Raw genomic sequence first — 22396 nt, 5'->3', positions numbered from 1 at the left:
TCTATGATAGAATAATATCAATGTAGGAGGGACCTATGGAAAAAGAAGTTGTCAGCAAGAATTTTATTGAAAGAATTATTGATCAGGATATAGAAGAAGGAAGATGTACAAAGGTAATTACTCGTTTTCCTCCTGAACCAAATGGATATTTACATATAGGACATGCGAAATCTATATTATTGAATTATGGTTTGGCTGAAAAATACAATGGAGCTTTTAATTTGCGTTTTGATGATACCAATCCAACAAAAGAAGACATTGAATATGTGAATTCAATTGTAGAAGATGTTAAATGGTTAAATGCCAGATATGATGGAGATGTTAAATTCGCATCCAATTATTTTCAGGATATGTATGAAAATGCGGTCAAACTGATTAAAAAAGGAAAAGCTTATGTTTGTGATTTAAGTCCAGAACAGATTCGTGAATATCATGGGACTTTAACAGAACCAGGAAAAGAATCTCCTTATCGAAATCGTTCAGTAGAAGAAAATTTACGTTTGTTTGAAGGAATGAAAAATGGAGAATTTGAAGATGGTTCTAAAGTATTGCGCGCTAAAATCGATATGGCTAGTCCAAATATCAATATGAGAGATCCAATTTTATATCGTGTAGCTCGTATTCATCATCACAATACAAAAGATGATTGGTGCATTTATCCAATGTATGACTTTGCGCATCCAATTGAAGATGCACTGGAAGGAATTACACATTCTATCTGTACACTGGAATTTGAAGATCATCGTCCTTTATATGACTGGGTTGTGATTGAATGTGGATTTAAAAATAAACCAGAAGAATTCCCAAAACAGATTGAATTTGCGAAAATGTATGTTACTAATGTAGTGACTGGAAAACGTTATATTAAACGTCTTGTGGAACAGAAAGTGGTTGATGGATGGGACGATCCTCGTCTGGTAACCATTGCTGCATTAAGAAGACGTGGATTTACACCAGAATCCATTAAGATGTTTATGGAATTGTGTTCGGTTTCCAAATCCAATTCTTCGGTAGACTATGCGATGCTGGAATATTGTATTCGAGAAGATCTGAAACCAAAAGCACCTCGTATTATGGGGGTACTGGATCCAGTTGAACTGATCATTGATAATTATGATGAAGATAAAATTGAATATATGGAAGTTACCACAAATGTAGAAAATCCAGAACTGGGAAAACATATGGTTCCATTTGGTAAAAAGTTGTGGATTGAAAGAGAGGACTTCATGGAAGAACCAGTTAAAAAATATTTCAGACTGTTCCCGGGTAATGAAGTTCGTCTGATGAATGCTTATTTTGTGAAATGTACAGGATTTGAAAAAGATGAAAATGGAAACATCACAAAAGTGCATTGTACTTACGATCCAGAAACCAGAAGTGGATCTGGATTTACAGGTCGTAAAGTCAAAGGAACGATCCATTGGGTAGAACAGAACAGTGCCGTAGAAGTAACGGCTCGTCTGTATGAAAATTTAGTGGATGAATCCAAAGGTGTTTATAATGAAGATGGAACTGTAAATTTAAATCCAAATTCATTAACGGTTACAAAAGGTTATGTTGAACCATTTGTGAAGGAATTCAAACCAGGAGATTCATTCCAGTTTGTACGTAATGGATATTTCTGCATTGATACAAAAGATACAACGGATACAGAATTGTATTTCAATCGCATTACACCATTAAAGAGTTCCTTTAAATTGCCAAAATAAAACCATCTTAAGATGGTTTTTCTTTTTGGCTTCTTGTACAATAAAAATATGAATTATGGCAGATTTTATTCTTTTTTATATAAACGATTTCATAGATATAAACATGTTGTAAGATTATTAAACAAAATTTTTACTCTGCTCATGTATATTGTATATCCACTTTTATTAATGATTCTATGGGATAATGCTTTCTTATGGAAAGCGGTTCTGGTTCCTTCTGTTTCTTTTGTGATTGTAACTATCATACGAAGCAAGATCAATCGATTAAGACCTTATGAAGCCTGGAGCATACGCCCATTGATTCAAAAAGATACAAAAGGACAATCGATGCCTTCCAGACATGTATTTTCTTCGGTGATCATTTCAATGACGATCCTGTATTTGAACAAACCTCTGGGAATCTTCTTTTTGATTGTGAGCTTTTTAGAAGCCTGTATTCGAGTTATTGCTGGACTGCATTATGTAAGTGATGTCCTTGTAGGATACATTCTGGGAATTTTGTTTGGACTGATTTATTTTATATAAAATAGACTTGAATTTCATTTTTCCTTCCTTTATAATACTACTGTTGCAGACTCCGCTCTTGCAACCGCACAGAAAAGGTTAAAGTTGCATGGCACACCTTAATGGCGAGTCATCAAAGGAAAGGAGATAAAAAAATGTACGCAATTATTGAAACAGGTGGAAAACAAATTAAAGTTGAACAAGATGCTGTCATCTACGTTGAAAAATTAGATGTTAACGAAGGTGAAACAATTACATTCGACAAAGTGTTATTCGCTAACGGTAAAATTGGAAAACCTTATGTTGAAGGAGCTAGTGTTACTGGTGTTGTTGAAAAACAAGGTAAAGGTAAGAAAATTACAATTATCAAATACAAACCTAAGAAAAGCTCTACTCGTCGTAAACAAGGACACCGTCAACCATATACTCGTGTAAAAATTACAGCTATTGAGGCTTAATTATGGTTAAGGTGGAAATACTGTGTGATAAAGATCAGATCATGTCCATTCGTATGGCTGGACATGCCCATTTTGATGAATGGGGAAAGGATCTGGTTTGCGCAGGGGCTTCATCCATAGGATTCGGTGCGTTAAACGCATTGGATGAACTTTTCGAACAGGATGTAGATTTAGAAGTTCGGGAAAATCGAATTCGTATAAAAGTATTAAAAAATTCAGATTCTTTACAGCTGGTTCTCTTGTTTTTAGTTAAACAATATGAAACAATGGTAGAGAGTTATCCGCAAAATATTACGATAATAAGGAAAGAGGTGTAAATCATGCGTTTCACATTAGATATTCAATTTTTCGCATCTAAAAAGGGAGTTGGTTCCACAAAGAACGGTCGTGATTCTCATTCAAAACGTTTAGGTGCAAAATTATCAGATGGACAATTCTGTCATGCTGGTAGTATCATTTACCGTCAACGTGGAACTAAGATTCATCCAGGAACAAACGTTGGTCGCGGAGGCGATGATACATTATTCGCTTTAGTCGATGGTGTAGTTAAGTTTGAACGTCTTGGAAAGGATAAAAAGAAAGTTTCTGTTTATCCACAGGCTTAGTACAGAATTTTAAAGATCCCGTAACGGGGTCTATTTTTTTAGATAGAAAGGAGCCTGAATATGTTTGTTGATCAGGTAAAAGTCCATGTAAAAGCTGGAAAAGGCGGAAATGGAATTGTCAGTTTCCGTCATGAGAAATACGTTGCCTATGGAGGTCCTTTTGGAGGAGATGGTGGGAAAGGTGGAGATGTAATCTTTGAAGCCGACCCGGGAATGACAACCTTGCTGGATTTACGTTATCATCGTAAAATTCAGGCGACTCCAGGGGAAAATGGAAAAAATAAACGAATGCATGGAGCCAATGGTGACGATAAAATTGTAAAAGTCCCATTGGGAACGGTTGTAAAGAACATTGAAACAGGACAGATCCTTGCCGATCTGACACAGCCTTTTCAGCAGCAGATCGTTGCCAAAGGAGGGAGAGGAGGAAGAGGAAACTGCCACTTTAAATCGGCACGTAATACCGCTCCCAAATATGCAGAAGACGGATTCCCTGGGCAGGAATACGATGTTATCGTTGAATTAAGAACGCTGGCTGATGTGGGACTGGTAGGATTTCCTAGTGTAGGAAAATCCACATTCCTGGATGCAGTCAGTCGAGCAAAACCGGAAATTGGAGATTATCCATTCACAACCATTGCTCCTAATGTTGGAGTGGTGCAGGTTAAAGATGGAAGAAGCTTTGTGATGGCCGATCTTCCTGGACTGATTGAAGGAGCCAGCGATGGAAAAGGATTGGGACATCAGTTCTTAAAACACATTGAGAGATGTAGAGTCATTGTTCATCTTGTGGATATGGGTGGAGAAGAAGGAAGAAATCCAATTGAAGACTATCGCATTATCAATGAAGAATTAAAGTCATATAATTTGCGTTTATTGGATCGTCCACAAATTGTTGTGGCCAACAAAATGGATCTGGATGAAGCAGAAAACAATTTAAAAGCGTTTAAAGAAGCCTATCCAGATTTAGAAGTATTTGAAACGACAACCATTATTCATGAAGGACTGGATCCGATTCTGACAAAGGCGGCTAACCTTTTAGAAAAGACGCCACCATTTCCAATTATGGAAGAAGAAACAATGGATACTGGGGTTACGTATACGTTTGAAGAAAAGAAAAAAGATTTCACAATTGAACATTTACAGGAAGGTCTATGGAAAGTGGATGGTCCTAGACTGGAAAGAATTTTTGATATTAAGAAATTAAATACCGAAGAAGATTTCTATTTGTTTGCGAACCGTTTACGCTATCTGGGAATCGATAACGCGCTAAGAGAAGCGGGTTGTCAGGATGGAGATACGGTACAGCTGTGTGGATTTGAATTTGAATTTATTGAGAATTAGAGGTTTTTATGAAGTGTATTTCTTGGAATGTGAATGGAATTCGAGCAGTATTAAAAAAAGATTTTATTGAAATTTTATATGCCCTGGATGCGGATATTTTCTGTATCCAGGAGACAAAAGCACAGGAAGATCAGATTGAAATCGATTGTGAATTGTATCCTTATCAGTATAAATACAGTGCACAAAGAAAAGGATATTCTGGTACTATGATTCTTTGTAAAGAAAAACCATTGTCTATAAAATATGGAATTCACAATGAAGTTCATGATACTGAAGGAAGAGTTATTGCTCTGGAATTTGAGTCCTTTTATGTCATTACGGTTTATACTCCTAATAGTGGGGATGGATTAAAACGACTGGATTACCGTATGGAATGGGATCAGGCTTTCAGTCAGTATCTGGATTCGTTTGATAAACCCATTCTTCTTTGTGGGGATCTAAATGTTGCCAATGAAGAAATAGATATTAAAAATCCAAAAACCAATCGAAGAAATGCAGGTTTTACGGATGAAGAAAGAGACAGCTTTAAGAAAAATATCTTAATTCATTTAAAAGATTCCTATCGTACTTTATATCCAGATAAAGTGGAATATTCCTGGTGGAGCTATCGTTTTAAAGCCAGAGAAAAAAATGCCGGGTGGAGAATTGATTACTGGCTGGTTTCCGATGAACTGATGGATAAAGTAAAGGATTCTAAAATATTGACTGATATTTATGGTTCAGATCATTGCCCAGTTGAATTGGATATAGAAATTTAGTCTTGAATAAAATATTCAGGACTTTTTATTTGACAATAATTAAACCCATGTGAATAATTAACGTAAGTTAAAGAGGTGAGAAGATGGAACATTGTGATTTTATGATTTTATTTCATTCTATGAAAAATCATTTAAGTACTGGAGTAAATGCGGTATTAAAAGATTTGCCGGATTGTCATTTCTGGTCGCTGCATAAATTATATATTATGATTCAGGAATATGGAAATTGTGATGGGATTTATATATCGGATCTGTTAAAAGAGATCAATCATCCTCCTCAATCGGTATCTCGAATGTTAAAGCAGCTGGAAAAAAAGAATTGTATTGTAAGAACCAATGATAAAGACGATCATCGCAAAGTCTATGTACAGTTAACTGAATATGGAAAAGAATGTCATAGACAATGTGAACAGGTTCTTAAAGAATACGTCGTAAAGATTGAAAATGTATATGGAACTGATTCTCTGGAGCAATTGTTAAAAGATCTAAAAAAATTAGATGAGTCTATTGCTTCAGTCAATCAGTCAACGGGAAGGTAGATAAATATGATTTCAATTCTAAAACAGTTATCAAAACACTGGATTACCTGTATTGTGATTTTTATTTTACTGGTGATTCAGGCCAATTGTGATTTAAGCATTCCTTCCATGACCAGTGATATTGTGGATACAGGAATTCAGATGTCTGGAATCACCAGCAATGTACCCGATACGATTCGAAAAGATTCTCTGGATGCTTTACTGTGGCTGATGGAAGAAGATGATGCACAGAAGGTGATGGATGCTTATTCTTTAAAAGAAGATATATATACATTGGTCTGTGAAAAGAATAAGACTCTGGAACAGGCTTTTACCATTCCGGAAATGGTTCTGGTTTCTATGGCTTCCAACAATAAGGAAGAAGTTCAGGTAAAAGATTTAGATGAAGCCTGTAAGAATTTATTGTTGTCTATACAGTCATTTCCTGCAGGAATGAAGGATTCACAAATTAGAGAAGTTTTACAAAGTACAATGAATTCACAATTATCAAAAATGGATGAAAGCACTCTGGATTTAATGGAAAGTCAGGCTAAAGCCTTTGTGAAGCTGGAATATCGGGCGCAGGGAATCGAACAGAAAGTTCAGCTGTCTTATTTATTTAAAGTGGGATCCAAGATGTTAGGATATACTTTACTACTGGTTGCTTGTGCAATCCTGGTAGGATTGCTGGCTTCCAGGGTTTCGGCTTTTATTGGAAAAGATTTGCGTGAGAAAGTATTTGAAAAAGTATTATCTTTTTCAAATGAAGAAATTGAATCGTTTTCAACGGCTTCTTTGATTACTCGTACAACCAATGACATTCAGCAGGTACAAATGGTTTATGTCATGTTGTTGAGAATGGTGTTATACGCTCCAATTCTGGGAATAGGAGGAATAGTAAAAGTATGGAATACCGGAAGTGATCTATCCTGGATCATTGTATTAACGGTGGGAATGTTACTTGGTCTCATTGCTTTACTGATGGTTATTGCTATGCCAAAATTTAAAAAAGTACAGACTCTAGTGGACCATGTCAATCAGGTTTCTCGAGAGATTTTAACCGGTGTGATGCCCATTCGTGCTTTTTCAAGAGAAGAATATGAAGAAAAACGCTTTGACAAGGCCAATACAGAATTAATGAAAAACCAGCTGTTTACCACTCGTACCATGGCCTTTATGATGCCATTTATGACCATTATCATGAATGGCTGCAGCTTGCTGATTGTATGGTTTGGTGCAAAGTCTATGGATATGGGAAATATGCAGGTAGGAGATTTAATTGCTTATATTACGTATACAATGCAGATTGTGATGTCCTTTATGATGATTGCGATGGTTTCCATTATGCTGCCTAGAGCCAGTGTTGCCTTTTCTCGTATTGAAGAAGTGTTAAACAAGCCACTCAGCATTCAAAGTGCAGATAAACCTGTTGAAAAAGAATTTAAAGGAGAAATACAGTTTTCAGATGTTTCTTTTACTTATCCAGATGGACAGGATGAGGCTTTGACCCATCTGAATTTCACAATGAAACCAGGCCAGACTACAGCAATTGTTGGAAGTACTGGATGTGGAAAATCCACCATTCTGAATCTGATATGTCGTTTCTATGATGTCAGCAAAGGAAGCATTTTACTGGATGGTGTTGATATACGATCCATTCCTTTAGATCAGCTGCGGGATTGTATTGGCTATGTTGGCCAGAAAGGGATTTTATTCAGTGGAAGCATAGCCTCCAATATTAAATTTGGAAGTGATATCAGTGATGAAAAAATGAAAGAAGCTGGCCAGATTGCCCAGGCAGAAGAATTTATTCTGTCAAAATCAGAACAGTATAACAGTCACATTGCCCAGTCCGGAACCAATGTATCAGGTGGTCAGAAACAGAGAATTTCCATTGCTCGAGCGATTGCCAAAGATCCTCTGATTTATTTATTTGATGACAGTTTTTCGGCTTTGGATTTTAAAACAGATGCGACTTTACGAAAAGAATTGTCAAAAAAGACGAAAGACAAAACGGTTTTAATTGTAGCGCAGAGAATTTCTACCATTCTTCATGCCGATCAGATTCTTGTTTTGGATGAAGGAAGAATTGTGGGAATGGGAAATCACAGGGAACTGATGAAATCCTGCAAAGAGTATCAGGAAATCGCAAGGTCTCAATTATCGATGAGTGAGTTAGGAGGGATCGAATAATGCCACATCCTAAGCGTTCGACAGAAAAGGCAAAAGACTTTAAAGGAACGATGAAAACGATTCTGATTTCTTTAAAACCTTATCGTTTTTCTTTGATCCTTATTCTGGTTTTTGCGATATTATCCACTGTATTCAATATTTTAGGACCGAAGATCCTGGCAAAGGCAACTACGGCTCTTGCCACAGGGTGGATGGCTAAGATTACACATACAGGAAGTATAGATTTTGTTTATATTGGAAACGTTTTACTTTTTCTTTTGGGATTGTATATTGTATCGGGATTGTTTTCTTTTGTGCAGCACTGGCTTATGAGTGGCATTTCACAGAAAATGTGTTATTCCTATCGAAAAGACATCAGTGAAAAGATCAATCGACTTCCTTTATCTTATTTTGAAAAAAGAACCATTGGAGAAATTTTATCTCGTATTACCAATGACGTAGATACTTTATCCAACAGTCTGAATCAAAGTATTTCTCAGCTGGTGACAAGTGTAACGATGCTGATTGGAGTCTTTGTGATGATGCTGTCCATCAGTCCTATGATGACCTTTGTGGCCGTATTAATTTTACCGGTTACCATTTTTCTGGTTATGTCTGTGGTCAAACATTCACAGAAATATTTTAAAGCCCAGCAGAAAATGTTAGGTGTGGTCAATGGTCAGGTGGAAGAAACGTATTCTGGACATAATGTGATCTGTGCCTACAATCGTCAGGAAACGATTTTAAAAGAATTTAAAGAATCCAATGAACAGCTCTATCAGTCGGCATGGAAATCTCAATTTCTGTCTGGACTGATGATGCCAATGATGAATTTTGTATCCAATGCCGGATATGTAGTGGTTGCCATTATGGGTGGAATCTATGCCTGTCAGGGAAAGATCACCATTGGTGATATTCAGGCTTTTATTCAGTATGTAAAAAATTTTACTTCACCAATTCAGCAGCTGGCTCAGGTTTTCAATCAGTTTCAAAGTATGGCTGCTGCAGGAGAAAGAGTTTTTGAATTTCTGAATGAGCCAGAAGAAGTAGAAACTCAAAAGAGGGTTTCTAGAGAAATTAAAGGAGAAGTTACCTTTGACCATGTTCGATTTGGGTACAATGAGGATAAAACGGTTATTAAAGATTTTTCCTGTCATATTGCCCCTGGGCAAAAGATTGCCATTGTAGGACCAACCGGTGCTGGAAAAACAACCATTGTGAAATTGCTGATGCGATTCTATGATGTCAATCAGGGAGCTATCTTACTGGATGGAGTCAATATAAAAGACTTTAAGCGAAGTGATCTGCGTGAAAATTTTGGGATGGTACTGCAGGATACGTGGCTGTTTGAAGGAAGCATCTTGGAAAATATTCGATATGGAAATCTGGATGCCAGTGACTTAGAAGTTATAGAAGCCAGTAAAAAGGCCAAAGCGGATCATTTTATTCGTACTTTACCAAAAGGATACAGTATGGAAATCAATGAAGATGCATCCAATATAAGCCAGGGACAGAAACAGCTGCTGACCATTGCCAGAGCCATACTTGCCAATAATAAGGTGCTGATCCTGGATGAAGCAACCAGTTCGGTGGATACTCGTACCGAAAGTCAGATTCAGGAAGCAATGGATGTACTGATGGAAGGAAAAACCAGCTTTATCATAGCGCATCGTTTATCGACTATCAAAAATGCGGACTGTATCCTGGTTATGAAAGATGGCGATATTGTTGAACAGGGAAATCATGAATCGTTATTAAAGAAAAATGGATTCTATGCGAATTTATACAATTCTCAATTTGAAGAATGTGTATAAATCAGAAATCTTTGATATAATGAAACTCTAAAGGAGAGTTTTATGATTGCCTTTGTATCAGGAAAAGTAAAATTGATTCGAAAAGAAACCATTGTGATTGATGTTCAGGGAATTGGATATGAAGTTTATACAGGAAATACATTTCAGTTTTCATTGAATCAGGAAGTCTTTTTATATACTTATCAGCATGTGCGGGAAGATGCCATTCTATTGTTCGGTTTTATAGAAGAACAGGATTATGATGTTTTTATGCGACTAATCAATGTTAAAGGCATTGGTCCAAAAACCGCATTGAATTTACTGGTTGCCTGTCCGGCAAAAGAAATGGTGGAAGCCATTGAAAATGACGATATAAAACGTTTAAAAGCATTGCCTGGAATTGGAGCTAAAACGGCTTCACAGATCGTACTGGATCTGAAAGGAAAATTTGTATCGACGCCATCGAAAGAAGATGCCATTTCCAATCCAGTATGGCAAGAATGCCAGGAAGCACTGATTGCCTTAGGCTATAAACCAGTCGCATTGAATGCAATCAAAAAAGAATTATCTGCCCGTAAAGATCTGAAAGCCGATGAAATGCTTCGTCTGGCTTTGAGCATGATTGCCAAAAGAAATGGAGTATAAAATGGAAAGAGAAGTAGATGGAAATCTTCAGGAAAATGATTCCTTTGAAAAGACACTTCGTCCAGCAAGTCTGGATGAATACATTGGACAGAAAGAATTGAAATCCAATTTAAAAATATTTATAGAAGCGGCCAGACAAAGAGAGGAAACGCTGGATCACGCTTTGTTTTATGGTCCTCCTGGGTTAGGGAAGACAACGCTGGCTTATATCTTATCCAATGAAATGAAAGGAAATCTGAAAACGACATCGGGTCCTTCCATTGAAAAAGGAGGAGATTTAGCTGCCATCTTAACAACTTTAGAGCCAGGAGATGTTTTGTTCATTGATGAAATTCATCGTCTATCCAAGCAGGTCGAAGAAATCCTGTATTCGGCAATGGAAGATTTCTGCATTGATATCATGGTGGGTAAAGAATCAGGGAATGCCCATTCTCTTCGTCTGGCTTTGCCACCTTTTACCTTAGTGGGAGCAACCACTCGTGCTGGAGATCTGAGTGCTCCTTTACGAGATCGTTTTGGAATCGTTTCCCAGCTTCAATATTATGATATTGAAGAATTAAAATGTATCATACAAAGAACAGCACGTGTAATGAATACCAATATTGATGCACAGGCGGCCAGTGAAATTGCCCTTCGTTCCAGAGGGACACCAAGAGTGGCCAATCGTCTGTTTCGAAGAGTACGGGATTTTGCGCAGGTGTTAAACAACGGCATCATTGATTTAAAAGTGACACAGAATGCGCTGGATTGTTTACATGTGGATAGCTTAGGGCTGGATCTGGTGGACCATAAATATTTAATGGGAATCATTGAACGATTTAAAGGAGGTCCAGTTGGCTTAGAGGCCATTGCGGCTTCTATTGGAGAAGAAGCGACCACTTTAGAAGATGTATATGAACCTTATTTATTGCAGATTGGATTTATCAATCGAACACCAAGAGGTCGAATTGTGACACAGAAAGCCTACGATCATTTAAAAATACTGCATCAGGTTGACTTATTTGAATGACTATTTGTCATTCATTTTTTTTAGGTTATAATAGGTTCATGGAAAATTTATCATTGTTGAGCCAGAAAGTACTGGAATTTATTGAACCCGATCATCAGAATTGGAATCAGTGGATGATACATAAACCTTTAGTACCGGTTTCTAGTCGATCCTGTATGAATGAATTTGTGGAAATGATGGAGTACGCAAAAGAAAATCATTTAAAAGTCATGGTAGCTGGGGATTATGATTGCGATGGCATTATGGCCACTACCATTATGGTCGATGGATTGAGAAAATTTGGATTGGAATGTGGATTTTATATTCCGAATCGAATGAAAGAAGGATATGGGCTTCATCCTCATATCGTCAATCTGGCTTATAAAAAAGGATACCAGATCATTATCACTGTAGATAATGGCATCAAAGCCATTGAGGCATTAGAAAGAGCGATGGAACTGGGAATATCCACCATAGTGACCGATCATCATACACTGGAAGATTATGTCCCTTGTGATCTTTTGATTCATCCAGATGAACTGGAAGAAGATTTTTCCACTTTATGTGGAGCAGGAGTCAGCTATGAATGTATACGAGCTCTACATGTGGATACACCTTATCATTTAATGTGTGCCTGTGTAGCCAGCATCGGGGATATGATGCCAGTGACCAGACAGACTCGCTGGATCATCCAGAATGGAATTCGATATCTGAATCAAAGCCATGAACCTCATTTCTTTTCTTTTACAAAAGATAACCATTTAAATGAAAAAGACATTGCCTTTCAGATTGTTCCAAAATTAAATGCGATCGGACGTTTATCTAATCTGGCCAATGTGAATAATGTGGTTCGGTATTTCTTAAATGATAAAGTGGATCTTTCTTTTGTTCACCAGGTAGAGGCCATTAATGAAAAACGAAAAGATCTGTCCAGTAAAATGGCAATGGATGCTTTGAGTCGATGTGATGAAGAAAAAGACATTTTATTTATATATAATGAAAATTATCATGAAGGAATTGTAGGCCTGGTTTCTGGGCAGCTGAATGCCCAGTTTGAAAAACCCGTCATTGTATCCACTTTAAGTGATGGACTTGTCCGGTGTTCTATGAGAGCACCAGAAGGATTTAACTGTATGGAATTTTTAAAGGATTTTCCTTTATTTGAAACAGCCGGTGGACATAAACAGGCTGCAGGTTTTACTTTTTTAGATGAGAATTTAAAAGAATTTCGACAGTATATTGATACAAAAATTCAGGTATATCAATGGAAAAAAGAATTGAAAAAAACATTATATATTTCACCTGAAGAATTAACTTTATCACAGGTAAAAAGTTTAGATGTATTAAGACCATTTGGAAATGGATTTGAACTTCCTTCTTTTGAAATTGAAAATCCATTAATAAAAAATATATTTGATTTTCAGAATGGAAAACATCGAAAATATATATTGGAACAAGGTTTGCAATGTATGGATTTTAATCAGTCCATTGAACATCTAAGAAATAAAAATAAAGCCATTGACAGTCTGATTGGATCCATTTCGATTTCAAACTACAATCATAAAGAATCCGTAAATTTTACAATCGATTCAATAAAATATAAATAAAAAGAAAAACTGTGCTATTATAAGAGAATAAAGAGAGGACATATTATGAATATTAAAGATCATATTGGAAGCATTCCAGGATTCCCAAAAGAAGGAATTATATTTAGAGATGTTACACCTATTTTAGAATGCCCTGAGGCATTTGAAGAAGTGACAAAACAGTTATCACAGTTTGCCAGAGACGTTCAGGCAGATGTGATCATTGGTCCAGAGGCAAGAGGTTTCTTTTTTGGAATTCCGGTTGCTAATGAATTAAAACTTCCATTTGTTCCTGTTCGTAAACCAGGAAAATTGCCACGTAAAACAATTTCGGAAACTTATGAACTGGAATATGGTACCGATACTTTATGTATGCATGCCGATTCTTTGAAACCAGAAAATCGTGTCGTAATCATTGATGATTTACTGGCAACAGGTGGAACGGTAGAAGCCATCGTGAAATTAGTTGAAAAACAGCAGGCAAAGGTGGCTGGAATTGGTTTTGTGATTGAATTGGATGATTTAAAAGGAAAATCAAAATTTGAAGGAATTCCAGTCTGTTCTTTAGTTCATTTTGAAGGAGAATAAAAGTAGAAAGGGGTGGTTAATATGAGCAGTCGAAAATCGGTTACGTATCAGGAATGTATGGGCAATATTCAAACTTATATTAAGCGCCCTGAAAATCTGGAAATGATTGAAAAAGCATACCAGTTCGCAAATAAATGTCATGAAGGACAGTTTCGCAAAAGTGGAGAACCTTATGTGGTTCATGTGATTGAAGTGGCCAATACACTGGCTTTGCTTCATACATCTCCCAAAACCATAGCGGCTGGTTTTTTGCACGATACAGTGGAAGACTGTCAGGGAGTAACCAATGAAACGATTCAGGAAATGTTTGGCGAAGAAATCAGCCAGATCGTAGATGCGGTTACAAAAATTGGAAATATCAAATTTCAGGATGAAAGAGAATATCTGGCCAGCAATCATCGTAAATTATTTATTGCCATGGCCAAAGACATTCGTGTCATTCTGGTTAAACTGGCAGACCGTCTTCACAACATGCGTACGCTGGAATATATGAAGCCGGAAAAGCAGAAAAAAATTGCCAATGAGACTTTATCGGTATATGCGCCGATTGCGCATCGTTTAGGGATCAGTGAAATTAAAAATGAACTGGAAGATCTGTCTTTTAAATATTTATATAATGAAAAATACAATGAAATAAAGAATCTGGTGGCACAAAGAGAAAGTGAAAGAAACCAGCAGGTGGATATGATGATTACCGATATCAAGATCATCATGGATACATATCATATTCCATATCGTATTTTTGGAAGATCTAAACATTTCTATTCCATTTATAAAAAGATGGTAACTAAAAATAAACGATTTGAAGAAATACTGGATCTGCTGGCAATTCGAATCGTGACCGATACCGAAACCCGGTGTTATGAGATTTTAGGATACATTCATGCGACCTATAGACCGATTCCTGGGCGCTTTAAAGATTATATTGCGATGCCAAAGGCAAATATGTACCAGTCTTTGCATACAACTGTGGTCGAACCACAGCATGGAAATATTTTTGAGATTCAGATCCGTACCGAACAGATGGATGCGGTAGCCGAACGAGGGGTTGCGGCACACTGGCTGTATAAGGAGCATCCGAATTTCTCTCATGCTCAGGAACAGAAACAGATTGAAGATAAACTTTCCTGGTTTAGAGATTTCTCTATGATGACCGATGAAGACAGTTCTGATCCATTGGAATATATGAATGTACTTCAGAAAGACATTTTTGAAGCCAATGTCTATTGTCTGTCACCTAGAGGAAAAGTAATTGCTTTACCACAGGGATCGTGTCCAATCGATTTTGCGTATCGCATACATACAGAAGTTGGGCATAAAACCGTTGGAGCCAAGGTGAATGGGGCCATTGTGCCTTTGAATACGATATTAAAAACAGGGGATGTTGTTGACATTCTGACCAATAAGAATTCAAAAGGACCAAGTGAAGACTGGATCAAGATTGTCAAGAGCGGACATGCTCGAAATAAAATTCGTTCTTTCCTGCAGAAACAGGAAGAAATGGATCGAAAAGAATCCATTAAAATGGGACAGCAGATGCTGGAAGAAGAATTCAAAAAACAGAAACTGGATCCTTCTATTATTACGGAAAAACGATTGGAAAGTATACTGAACAGTTTATCGTTTAAAACCGTTGACGATCTGTTTGTTGGTCTGGCCAATAAGCGTGTATCGCTGGAAGCCATCGTCAATCGACTGGTAAAGAATCGACAGGTGGTACTGGAAGATGAAGAAATCATTAAACAGGTCAATAAAGACAGCACCAAAATCAGAAAGGTATCTGGTTGTGGGGTCATTGTTCCAGGAATTGATTCCATTTCGGTTTCTTTGGCAAACTGTTGTTCACCGATTCCAGGAGATGATATTCTAGGATATATTTCAAAGGGACAGGGAGTCAAAGTGCATCGTTGTGACTGTCCAAATATCATCAATGAGAAAAAACGACTGATTCCAGTGGAATGGGATGAAAACATTCAGGAAAAAATATACGATGTTCCACTTACCGTTTTAAGTACAGATCGTAATTATTTATTAAGTGATATTATGACAACACTTCAACAATGTGGAGCGTATTTAAGACATGTAGACAGCTATGTCAATGATGACAATTTAACGGCAACCACAAAATTACTGTTGTCCATTAAAGATGCCAGTCATTTAAAAATGATCATAGCCAATCTGAAAAAAGTTAGAAGTGTCAATGAAGTGATACGAGATATAAAATAGCTTCTGAAATATCAGGAGCTTTTTTCATTATATGAAAATTTTTTCATAATTATGTACTATTTTTTTATTCTTATGATATAATCTCAAATAGTTGAAAAGAAAGGATGAAGATATGGAGAAATCACGTTCGATGTGGGCCTCTAGAGCTACTTTTATTCTTGCAGCCGTTGGTTCAGCTGTAGGATTAGGAAATGCCTGGCGCTTTCCAGGTCTGGTAGCAAAACATGGTGGAGGTGCCTTTTTACTTGTTTATTTAGTTGCGATGTTTGCGATTGGAATTCCCTTACTGATGATGGAGTTATCGGTTGCCAGAAAATTTCATAAAGGAGCTGGAGAATCGTTAAGAGGAATCAATAAGAAATGTGAATTTGTAGGATGGGCTGCAACAGCCAATGCCTTTGTCATTGTGACATATTATGCGATTGTATTCGCATGGGTATTGATGATGTTTTTCTTTTCCTATAAGTTTATCAATATGACAGGAGATTCTTTAGCGGCCAGCAATTTGTTTGCCAACATTACCCAGACAACATGGGATGTCACTGGATATACCATTCCCATTCCTGTACTGGTTAGTGCAGCGCTTGCCTGGATCTTAATTTATTACTGCATTCGTAATGGAGCCAGCAGTGTTGGAAAAGTTGTAAAGTATACGGTAATGATGCCCGTTATTCTTTTACTGATCATGGCAATCAAAGGATGTATGATGCCAGGGGCTATAGAAGGAATACAGAAATTGTTTATTCCGGATATGAGCGCTTTTCAAGATCCGTCGTTATGGGTCGATGCCATTGGGCAGGTGTTCTATAGCTTATCTATTATGATGTCTATTATGTTTGCGTATGGATCTTATTTAAGTGAAGATTCCAATATCGCAACCGATGCGACTTTGATCGCTTTATGCGATGCAGCCGTCAGTCTGTTATCCGGAATCGTAATGTTTTCTACTATGGGTGGAGTTGGCATGCTGGATTCGATTTCCGCAAGTGGAGTGGCAACGGCTTTTATTATTTATCCACAGGCAATTGTGAATCTGACAAACAGTGGAATCTTCAATGCGATATTTGGAGCGATCTTCTATTTGATGCTTGTCACTTTGGCTATCGATTCGGCTTTCTCTATTGTAGAAGGGGTATCGGCTTCTATTTCAGATAAATTTAAGCTGAATCCAAAAAAGACAACGCAAAGAATCTGCATGATTGCAGCGGTTATTTCCTTACTCTATACAACAAGAGCTGGACTTGCCTGGCTGGACATTGTGGATGCATGGACAAACCAGATCAATCTGATTGTGATTGGAGTTATGGAGTGCATTGCCATTGGATGGTGTTTTGATTTGAAGAAAGTCTTAAAACAATTGAATCGAAATACAAAAAATTATAAAGTACCATACTGGTGGTTTGGACTGGCAGTAAAATTTATAGCGCCTGTTTCCTTGACTTTATTGTTTATCTGGAACATGTATGACTTATTCTTTGTGAAAGGTGGTCATTATGGATATGCATTGTGGGCTGAAATTGCAGCCGGATGGATCGTTTCCGCTTTAGTATTTATCAGTGGAATCTTTATTAAGATAGCGGTAAATATCAGAAAGAAAAAGGGATTCGTAGAAAACGAAATTGTATGGAAAGAAGATGAATAGACCGATTGAAAAATCGGTTTTTCTTTTGAATAAATTTGAACAAATATGAACAAATATGAATAATTAATAATTGACTTATGATTTAATTTAAATTAACATATTCATGCAAGGAGGTACATTATGGCAAAGATTAATATTGATGGTGTACAGAATGCAGAAGTGTCTAAAAAAATACCATGTGAAAAACCTTTACTGGAACAACTGGAGATCATGGAAGAATACACGCGTGTTCATTCAGAAAGTTCAAAATTAAATAAAGCCTTTCGTGAAGTAAATTGTTTAAAAGTATTATTTCCCACTTTATTTCGTACCATTGATGACAGCGATTTAATTGCCGGTCGTCTGGATTTTTTGCCAATTGGATTTGGTTCGGTTACAAGCATTGGTGGAGTGGGACATTATTGTGTATTTCATAAATTACGTGCTTTTAAAGATCAGCTGGAAGATGAAAAAGATAAAAAAAGAGTGGATGTGCTCTATGATTACTGGCAGGATCATGATGTAAAAGCTATATATTGTCAGGATGTTTTAAATGATACCACAACGGGTCGTTTTATTGACTGTAAATATCCATATATGGCAACCGCCCGTCTTTCAGGAATGATGTTAGACTACAATAAATTAATGAAATATGGAGTCAACGGATTAATTGATTTACTGAAAAAACAGAATCCAAATGATTTCATTTTAGCTTCCATTGAAGCTTTACATTTATTTAAAACAGTTATTGATTATCAGGTTACACTGGTAAATGTTCAATTAAAGAAAGAAATCAGTGAACAAAGAAGAAACGATTTAGAATTGATGAAAGAAGATTTAATTTTCATTCGTGAAAATAAACCAGAGACTTTCCATCAGGCTTTACAATTGTTCTGGCTGTATGCCTTGTGTGCCGGATGTATCAATTATGGAAGAATGGATATTGTCTTAGGACCATTCTTAAAGAAAGATATAGATAATGGTCGAATTGATGAACAGGAAGCGTATCGTTATCTGAAATCTTTATGGTGGATGATCGAAAATCGTCGTACAACAGTAAATGGTCGAATCATTGTAGGTGGACAGGGAAGAGAAGATGTAGAGGCTTGTGATCTGTTCGCAAAAATCTGTTTGCGTGTATGTAAAGATACACGTTATGTAGAGCCACAGTTTACGCTTCGTTTTGATTCAACGACCGATCCAGAAATTATGGATATGGCTTATGAATGCATTGCTTCTGGAGCTACGTATCCCACTTTATATAATGATGATGTTAATGTACCGGCAACCATGTATTCTATGAATTTGGATCGTATTACAGCTCAGCAATATTTACCATTTGGCTGTGGAGAATTTGTGATTCAGGGAAAAAGTGTAGGAACACCAAATACTTTATTAAACTTACTGAAAATTCAGCAGCTGGCTTTAAATGAAGGAATCGATCCAATGGATGGAATCTATAAAGCCGGTCCTGTACAAGTTAAAAACATTGATTCTTTTGATACATTTGAATCGTTCTATGATCAGTATAAAGAATTACTGGATTATTATATGGACCTGAGTGTTCATGATCAGGCTTACAGCTATAAAATTATGAATCAGGAAGTATCCTTTTTATTCTGTTCAATATTGATGGATGATTGTATTTCCAGAGAAAAAGCTTTACTGGATGGAGGGGTACAAATTCTTGGTGGAACCAATGAAACGTATGGAAATATCAACTCCAGTGATGCGTTATATGCGATCAAGACATTGGTATACGATCAGAAAAAATATACGTTAAGACAGTTGAACGAAGCTTGTTTAAAGAATTATAAAGGATATGAAAAAATTCAGAAAGATATTTTAAATGTACCGAAATATGGAAACGATCATAAAGAATGTGATGAACTGGCCAATGATTTATATGAATACGTTGCCAAAGGAATCCGTGATCGTGGAATAAAAGAAGGTATGGGATATTATCTGATCGTTATTTCCAACAACCAGACAAATACCGACTGGGGAAAACAGACTGATGCGTCTTTAGATGGAAGAAATCGAACAGTTTATATGAATCCAGCCAATAATCCACAGGGTGGACAGGCAAAAAGTGGACCAACAGCGGTATTGAATTCATTATGTAAATTTGATGCGAAATACCATGGGGGAAGTGTGCAGAATATGAAATTTACCCCTCGTATGATGCATGAAGACAAAGAGAAAGTCAAAGCGCTATTTCAGACATATTTTGATAATGGAGGATGCCAGCTGATGGTTACGGTTGTAGACCATGGGGTATTGGAAGATGCGCAGAAACATCCAGAAAACTATCCAGATCTGATCGTTCGTGTAGCGGGATACAGCGCTGTTTTCGTAAATTTATCGCCAGATATTCAGGCAGAACTGTTGAGCAGGGCTTTATATGATTAAAGTATCAAACATTGAGCGCTTTGCGACACACGATGGACCGGGAATTCGAACGACCATATTCTTAAAGGGCTGTCCGCTTCATTGTCCATGGTGTGCCAATCCAGAAACATGGACACTGGATACGATTCTGATGCACGATGAAAAGAAATGTGTAAGATGTCATTGTTGCCAGAAAGTATGTGAAAAAATGGCAATCGATTTTGATCCAGATTTTAAAATCAATCGAAATCTTTGTGATGGGTGTCAGAAATGTATGGATGTATGTATACCAGAAGCCATTTCATTTTCAGGAAAAGAGATGACAATTGATGAAATTCTGGAAGAAATATCAAAAGACGATGCCTATTATAAAAATTCAAATGGAGGTATCACTTTATCAGGAGGAGAACCTTTATTTCAGTTTGAGGAAGTATTTAAACTGATTCAGATCTTAAAAGAAAAAGGATATCATATCGCTATTGAAATAACTGGAATGTATAATCTGAACGTTTTAAAAAAAGTAGAACCTTATATAGATCTGTTTTTACATGATATCAAACATCTGAATAAAGAAAAACTAGAATCCATTACAGGAGCCAGTAAAGAAATTATCTTTAATAATTTAGATTATTTATCAAAGACATGTAAAGAGAAAGTCATTATTCGTACTCCTGTCATTCCTGGATTTAATGAAGAGATAGTAAAAGACATTATACTGTATGCAAAAGAAAAAGGATTTAAAGAAGTAAATTTATTGCCTTATCATTCTTTAGGAAAAAACAAATGGCACAATCTGAAAAAAGATTATGTGTATGAAAATGAAAAAATGATGGATAAATCCCATTTATCTTCGTATACTGAATTGGGTAAAGAATTGAATATATGCGTAAAGATAGGTGGTTAGCTTGTTAACAAAAGAAAGAAAAGTATACATTATGGAATTGTTGAAAAGAGATGGATTTGTCTCGATTAAACAATTGATGTCTATATTAAATATATCAAGGTCTTCGGTTATGAGAGATCTGGATGAACTGGAAAAAGAAGGAATGATCTTTCGAGAAAGAGGAGGAGCTTCTTTAATCTCTGCCGATTCTCTTTTATCCAGATACAATGAACCTGGAGTTATTGAAAAAGAACATACCAATGAGAATCAGAAACGAAAAATATGTAAAAAAGCTGCTTCTTATTTAAACAATGGAGATTGTATCTATATTGATTCAGGAACAACAGGGATTTATATCATTGATTATATTATGGATAAAGAAGTGGATATTGTCAGTCCGAATACATATATTCTATCTAGAATTCCAGATGATTTTAAAGGAAAAGTATATGTACTGGGAGGAGAATTTAAAAAGAAATCGGAAATATGTACCGGTTCATTAACTGTTGAAATGATGAAGAATTTTAAATTTGATTATGCGTTTTTAACCGCAAATGGAATCAGTTTTGAAAATGGAGAAGTCTATTCGTATCATTTTGGCTATGCAGCTTTAAAAAAAGAAGCATTAAAACAATCAAAATGTTCGATGTTGCTGGTGGACCAGTCAAAATTTGAAAAATCTGGATTGTGTGTATGGGCCAATCCCATTCAGTTTCAGTCCATACTGGTTGATGGCACCAGTACATTAAAAAGAAAACCGAAAAATGTAGTCGTTTGTCAATAGGAGGGAATTATGAAAGTAAACGATCCAAAAAAACAGGCAATTTTAGATCAGTTAAAGGGAGGATTAATTGTATCCTGTCAAACACAGAAAGATGAACCTATCTATACATCAGATATGACAGTGAAGATGGCAGAATGTGCAAAATGGGCAGGAGCGGTTGGACTTCGTATCAATTCACCGGAACAGATTCGTCAGGTAAAAGAAGCCAATTTAGGTTTACCAATTATCGGTTTATATAAAGTATGGCACGATGATACCTATGTATTCATTACTCCAACAATGAAAGAAGTGGATGCCATTGTAGAAGCTGGAGCGGATATTATTGCCCTGGATTGTACCAGTGAAAGAACACATGAAGGAACACAGGCCTGGGATCTGATCAAAGAAGTGCGTAAAAAATATCCGGATCATTTAATTTTTGCGGATTGTTCAACAATCGAAGAAGCCAATAGAGCCATTGAAAATGGAGCGGAAATTGTTGCACCGACATTATATGGATATACACAAGCCACTCAGCATATCGAAGGTGCCGATTATCGTATGATCGGACAGTTGTGTAGAGAAGTAGGAAATAGAGCTGCGGTGATTATGGAAGGGCATTTATATACACCAGAAGATGCCATTAAATGTATGTTTTTAGGATGCCACAGTGTTGTGGTGGGAAGTGCTATTACCCGTCCTCATTATGTAGCCAAACGATTTGTGGATGCGTTAAGCGGATACCAGGATGACTGGCGTAAAGTAGAAAAAGCCCATCATACAAATGAATTGAAATAGAGACCTCACTCTCTATTTTTTTTGTTATAATGGAAAAGGGAGATTT

The 22396-nt window shown here is 36.5% G+C and carries 20 protein-coding genes and 1 other annotated feature; all 20 genes read left to right on the top strand.

All coding sequences use genetic code 11. The features are described from left to right. Positions 1 to 35: 35 nt before the first annotated feature. The 20 genes from FYJ50_RS04575 (at position 36) to FYJ50_RS04480 (ending at position 22350) form a co-directional block, all read left to right on the top strand. Entirely contained in the window at positions 36 to 1709 is a 1674-nt protein-coding gene (locus FYJ50_RS04575) for a glutamine--tRNA ligase/YqeY domain fusion protein (RefSeq protein WP_154459902.1), read from the top strand. 141 nt (positions 1710 to 1850) lie between these two features. After that, complete coding sequence (locus FYJ50_RS04570) at positions 1851 to 2234, top strand: phosphatase PAP2 family protein (protein WP_235900924.1); 384 nt, start codon at positions 1851 to 1853, stop codon at positions 2232 to 2234. Between the two features lie 52 nt (positions 2235 to 2286). After that, positions 2287 to 2356 (top strand) — a sequence feature (ribosomal protein L21 leader region). A gap of 12 nt (positions 2357 to 2368) precedes the next feature. Beyond that, entirely contained in the window at positions 2369 to 2671 is a 303-nt protein-coding gene (gene rplU / locus FYJ50_RS04565; protein ID WP_154459898.1) for a 50S ribosomal protein L21, read from the top strand. A 2-nt stretch (positions 2672 to 2673) separates the two neighbouring features. Beyond that, positions 2674 to 2988, top strand: coding sequence for a ribosomal-processing cysteine protease Prp (locus FYJ50_RS04560; RefSeq protein ID WP_154459896.1), 315 nt, complete (start codon positions 2674 to 2676; stop codon positions 2986 to 2988). A gap of 3 nt (positions 2989 to 2991) precedes the next feature. After that, positions 2992 to 3276: a 50S ribosomal protein L27 gene (rpmA, locus tag FYJ50_RS04555; RefSeq protein WP_154459894.1), complete on the top strand. Its 285-nt coding sequence runs from the start codon at positions 2992 to 2994 to the stop codon at positions 3274 to 3276. Positions 3277 to 3336: 60 nt separating this feature from the next. Next, a complete protein-coding gene (gene obgE / locus FYJ50_RS04550) occupies positions 3337 to 4620 on the top strand; it encodes a GTPase ObgE (protein WP_154459892.1) in 1284 nt (427 codons plus the stop codon). Positions 4621 to 4628: 8 nt separating this feature from the next. Further along, positions 4629 to 5378: an exodeoxyribonuclease III gene (locus tag FYJ50_RS04545; protein WP_154459890.1), complete on the top strand. Its 750-nt coding sequence runs from the start codon at positions 4629 to 4631 to the stop codon at positions 5376 to 5378. Between the two features lie 83 nt (positions 5379 to 5461). Continuing rightward, positions 5462 to 5917 (top strand): MarR family winged helix-turn-helix transcriptional regulator, encoded by a 456-nt coding sequence (locus tag FYJ50_RS04540; RefSeq protein WP_154459888.1) that lies wholly within the window; start codon positions 5462 to 5464, stop codon positions 5915 to 5917. Positions 5918 to 5923: 6 nt separating this feature from the next. Next, complete coding sequence (locus tag FYJ50_RS04535) at positions 5924 to 8089, top strand: ABC transporter ATP-binding protein (RefSeq protein WP_154459887.1); 2166 nt, start codon at positions 5924 to 5926, stop codon at positions 8087 to 8089. Then, positions 8089 to 9882, top strand: coding sequence for an ABC transporter ATP-binding protein (locus tag FYJ50_RS04530; protein ID WP_154459885.1), 1794 nt, complete (start codon positions 8089 to 8091; stop codon positions 9880 to 9882). Before FYJ50_RS04535 ends, FYJ50_RS04530 begins: the two co-directional genes overlap by 1 nt. A gap of 42 nt (positions 9883 to 9924) precedes the next feature. Next, on the top strand, positions 9925 to 10506 hold the full coding sequence (gene ruvA, locus FYJ50_RS04525; RefSeq protein WP_154459883.1) for a Holliday junction branch migration protein RuvA: 582 nt from the start codon (positions 9925 to 9927) through the stop codon (positions 10504 to 10506). Between the two features lies 1 nt (position 10507). Beyond that, on the top strand, positions 10508 to 11515 hold the full coding sequence (ruvB, locus tag FYJ50_RS04520) for a Holliday junction branch migration DNA helicase RuvB (protein WP_154459882.1): 1008 nt from the start codon (positions 10508 to 10510) through the stop codon (positions 11513 to 11515). A gap of 38 nt (positions 11516 to 11553) precedes the next feature. Continuing rightward, the gene (locus FYJ50_RS04515) at positions 11554 to 13101 is read left to right on the top strand and encodes a single-stranded-DNA-specific exonuclease RecJ (protein ID WP_205946421.1); all 1548 of its coding nucleotides are present in this window, start codon (positions 11554 to 11556) and stop codon (positions 13099 to 13101) included. 45 nt (positions 13102 to 13146) lie between these two features. Next, entirely contained in the window at positions 13147 to 13668 is a 522-nt protein-coding gene (locus FYJ50_RS04510) for an adenine phosphoribosyltransferase (RefSeq protein ID WP_154459878.1), read from the top strand. 21 nt (positions 13669 to 13689) lie between these two features. Next, on the top strand, positions 13690 to 15894 hold the full coding sequence (locus FYJ50_RS04505) for a RelA/SpoT family protein (protein WP_154459876.1): 2205 nt from the start codon (positions 13690 to 13692) through the stop codon (positions 15892 to 15894). A 112-nt stretch (positions 15895 to 16006) separates the two neighbouring features. Further along, entirely contained in the window at positions 16007 to 17536 is a 1530-nt protein-coding gene (locus tag FYJ50_RS04500; RefSeq protein WP_154459874.1) for an SLC5/6 family protein, read from the top strand. Positions 17537 to 17656: 120 nt separating this feature from the next. Next, positions 17657 to 19927: a pyruvate formate lyase family protein gene (locus tag FYJ50_RS04495; RefSeq protein WP_154459872.1), complete on the top strand. Its 2271-nt coding sequence runs from the start codon at positions 17657 to 17659 to the stop codon at positions 19925 to 19927. Beyond that, complete coding sequence (locus tag FYJ50_RS04490) at positions 19920 to 20810, top strand: glycyl-radical enzyme activating protein (RefSeq protein WP_154459871.1); 891 nt, start codon at positions 19920 to 19922, stop codon at positions 20808 to 20810. Before FYJ50_RS04495 ends, FYJ50_RS04490 begins: the two co-directional genes overlap by 8 nt. Before the next feature lies 1 nt (position 20811). Beyond that, positions 20812 to 21573 carry a DeoR/GlpR family DNA-binding transcription regulator gene (locus tag FYJ50_RS04485; RefSeq protein WP_154459869.1) on the top strand — a complete coding sequence of 254 codons (762 nt, stop codon included), beginning with the start codon at positions 20812 to 20814 and terminating at the stop codon, positions 21571 to 21573. A gap of 9 nt (positions 21574 to 21582) precedes the next feature. Continuing rightward, positions 21583 to 22350 (top strand): N-acetylmannosamine-6-phosphate 2-epimerase, encoded by a 768-nt coding sequence (locus tag FYJ50_RS04480; protein ID WP_154459867.1) that lies wholly within the window; start codon positions 21583 to 21585, stop codon positions 22348 to 22350. Positions 22351 to 22396 lie beyond the last annotated feature (46 nt).

The sequence above is a fragment of the Floccifex porci genome (genome assembly GCF_009696175.1).
GTDB classification, from domain to species: Bacteria; Bacillota_I; Bacilli_A; order Erysipelotrichales; family Erysipelotrichaceae; genus Floccifex; species Floccifex porci.
This window is presented reverse-complemented; position numbering and strand designations above follow the sequence as displayed.

Excerpts from the sequence above, each read along its gene's own strand:
- FYJ50_RS04490 (WP_154459871.1), top strand. The coding sequence starts at position 19,920 with ATGATTAAAGTATCAAACATTGAGCGCTTTGCGACACACGATGGACCG.
- FYJ50_RS04535 (WP_154459887.1), top strand. The coding sequence starts at position 5,924 with ATGATTTCAATTCTAAAACAGTTATCAAAACACTGGATTACCTGTATT.
- FYJ50_RS04575 (WP_154459902.1), top strand. The coding sequence starts at position 36 with ATGGAAAAAGAAGTTGTCAGCAAGAATTTTATTGAAAGAATTATTGAT.
- rpmA (WP_154459894.1), top strand. The coding sequence starts at position 2,992 with ATGCGTTTCACATTAGATATTCAATTTTTCGCATCTAAAAAGGGAGTT.
- rplU (WP_154459898.1), top strand. The coding sequence starts at position 2,369 with ATGTACGCAATTATTGAAACAGGTGGAAAACAAATTAAAGTTGAACAA.
- FYJ50_RS04505 (WP_154459876.1), top strand. The coding sequence starts at position 13,690 with ATGAGCAGTCGAAAATCGGTTACGTATCAGGAATGTATGGGCAATATT.
- ruvA (WP_154459883.1), top strand. The coding sequence starts at position 9,925 with ATGATTGCCTTTGTATCAGGAAAAGTAAAATTGATTCGAAAAGAAACC.
- FYJ50_RS04500 (WP_154459874.1), top strand. The coding sequence starts at position 16,007 with ATGGAGAAATCACGTTCGATGTGGGCCTCTAGAGCTACTTTTATTCTT.
- FYJ50_RS04560 (WP_154459896.1), top strand. The coding sequence starts at position 2,674 with ATGGTTAAGGTGGAAATACTGTGTGATAAAGATCAGATCATGTCCATT.
- FYJ50_RS04495 (WP_154459872.1), top strand. The coding sequence starts at position 17,657 with ATGGCAAAGATTAATATTGATGGTGTACAGAATGCAGAAGTGTCTAAA.
- FYJ50_RS04480 (WP_154459867.1), top strand. The coding sequence starts at position 21,583 with ATGAAAGTAAACGATCCAAAAAAACAGGCAATTTTAGATCAGTTAAAG.
- FYJ50_RS04545 (WP_154459890.1), top strand. The coding sequence starts at position 4,629 with ATGAAGTGTATTTCTTGGAATGTGAATGGAATTCGAGCAGTATTAAAA.
- FYJ50_RS04510 (WP_154459878.1), top strand. The coding sequence starts at position 13,147 with ATGAATATTAAAGATCATATTGGAAGCATTCCAGGATTCCCAAAAGAA.
- ruvB (WP_154459882.1), top strand. The coding sequence starts at position 10,508 with ATGGAAAGAGAAGTAGATGGAAATCTTCAGGAAAATGATTCCTTTGAA.
- obgE (WP_154459892.1), top strand. The coding sequence starts at position 3,337 with ATGTTTGTTGATCAGGTAAAAGTCCATGTAAAAGCTGGAAAAGGCGGA.
- FYJ50_RS04530 (WP_154459885.1), top strand. The coding sequence starts at position 8,089 with ATGCCACATCCTAAGCGTTCGACAGAAAAGGCAAAAGACTTTAAAGGA.
- FYJ50_RS04540 (WP_154459888.1), top strand. The coding sequence starts at position 5,462 with ATGGAACATTGTGATTTTATGATTTTATTTCATTCTATGAAAAATCAT.
- FYJ50_RS04515 (WP_205946421.1), top strand. The coding sequence starts at position 11,554 with ATGGAAAATTTATCATTGTTGAGCCAGAAAGTACTGGAATTTATTGAA.
- FYJ50_RS04570 (WP_235900924.1), top strand. The coding sequence starts at position 1,851 with ATGTATATTGTATATCCACTTTTATTAATGATTCTATGGGATAATGCT.